This is a genomic window from Mesorhizobium sp. P5_C1, assembly GCF_054049815.1.
This window is the reverse complement of sequence record NZ_JBFULQ010001050.1, coordinates 1-1,118: the sequence shown is the minus strand read 5'-3', so window position 1 is coordinate 1,118 and position 1,118 is coordinate 1. Positions and strand designations below refer to the sequence as shown.

Here is a 1,118-nt window from a genome sequence, read left to right as displayed (position 1 = left end):
CATTTCGACCCTCCACGAAGGCAGAGACCTGCTCATCGACTCTCGACCGTTGACATTCGCGCGAATGGGAGCAAGCTCTAAACTTAGAGCGGGGAGATTGGAATTGTACCGGCGATCAGTGGCCGTCAAGACATTGTCCCTAGGGACAAGTTACAACCAGATAACGCACCGCCGAAAAGAAAGAATGCTTTTCACGTTAATACAAAGTTAGGTAGTGCAATTCTGCCTAAGATAACGGCAAATGGCAATTTTGGCATGGGCACCTTTCGATGAAGCCCTGAGCGACCAAGTTCATGCTGAGAACGCGAGCTGGGCGCTGGTTGTGGGGTTGTCGCTCTTGACTAAGCAGGATCGCGGCGCGGCGTTCTACATCACGCTGCTCGCGAATGCCGGTGCGATATGAATCCGATGGGCAGCCTAGTTCATATTGTAGACGACGATAGCCTGTTCCGTCATGCAACCGCGCGGCTGCTGCGCCTGCACGGCTACGAGGTTGCCGAATACCCCAGCGCAGACCAGTTTCTGGCGCAGGTTTGCGCCGGGGCGGAAGTTGGCTGCATTCTCCTCGATGTCAGCCTGCCCGGCTTGAGCGGGCCTGCCCTGCAGCGGCGACTGGTCGAGATTGGTTCGCCGTTCCCGATCGTCTTCCTCACGGGTCACGGCGACATTCCGACCACGGTCACGGCGATCAAGTCCGGCGCCGAGGACTTTCTGACCAAGCCGGTGGCGGGTCAGGCCTTGCTCGAAAGCATCGGACGCGCAATCGCGCGGCACGATACAGAGTCCAAGCACCAGCAACGGATGCGAGATGCGCACGCACTGCTGGAAACGTTGACACCGCGCGAGCGCCAGGTGTTCGACTTCATCGTGCGGGGGCGCATGAACAAGCAAACGGCTTACGCTCTCGGCATTACCGAACGGACGATAAAAGCACATCGGCACAGGATATTCGAAAAACTGGGCGCCCGGACGATTACCGACCTCGTCTCGCTCGCCGAACGCTTGGGAATTCTGTCAGAGCAGGCCGACGCCGACCTGAGCTCGTCCGCGAAGTCGCCTGCCTGACGTTTTTGCATTTGCTGTAAGATTTGCGTCCAACATGTCCGACTGGACAATAG

The 1,118-nt window shown here is 57.9% G+C and carries 2 protein-coding genes; both read left to right on the top strand.

Going from position 1 to position 1,118, the window contains the following annotated elements; translation table 11 throughout:
• The first annotated feature begins 241 nt into the window (after positions 1 to 241).
• Positions 242 to 403 (top strand): hypothetical protein, encoded by a 162-nt coding sequence (locus ACXJ7R_RS33790; RefSeq protein ID WP_457155581.1) that lies wholly within the window; start codon positions 242 to 244, stop codon positions 401 to 403.
• A complete protein-coding gene (locus tag ACXJ7R_RS33785; RefSeq protein WP_457155580.1) occupies positions 400 to 1,065 on the top strand; it encodes a response regulator transcription factor in 666 nt (221 codons plus the stop codon). Before ACXJ7R_RS33790 ends, ACXJ7R_RS33785 begins: the two co-directional genes overlap by 4 nt.
• Positions 1,066 to 1,118 lie beyond the last annotated feature (53 nt).

Bases quoted from the DNA above. Each gene is read 5' to 3' on its own strand.
- ACXJ7R_RS33790 (WP_457155581.1), top strand. From the start codon at position 242: ATGGCAATTTTGGCATGGGCACCTTTCGATGAAGCCCTGAGCGACCAA.
- ACXJ7R_RS33785 (WP_457155580.1), top strand. From the start codon at position 400: ATGAATCCGATGGGCAGCCTAGTTCATATTGTAGACGACGATAGCCTG.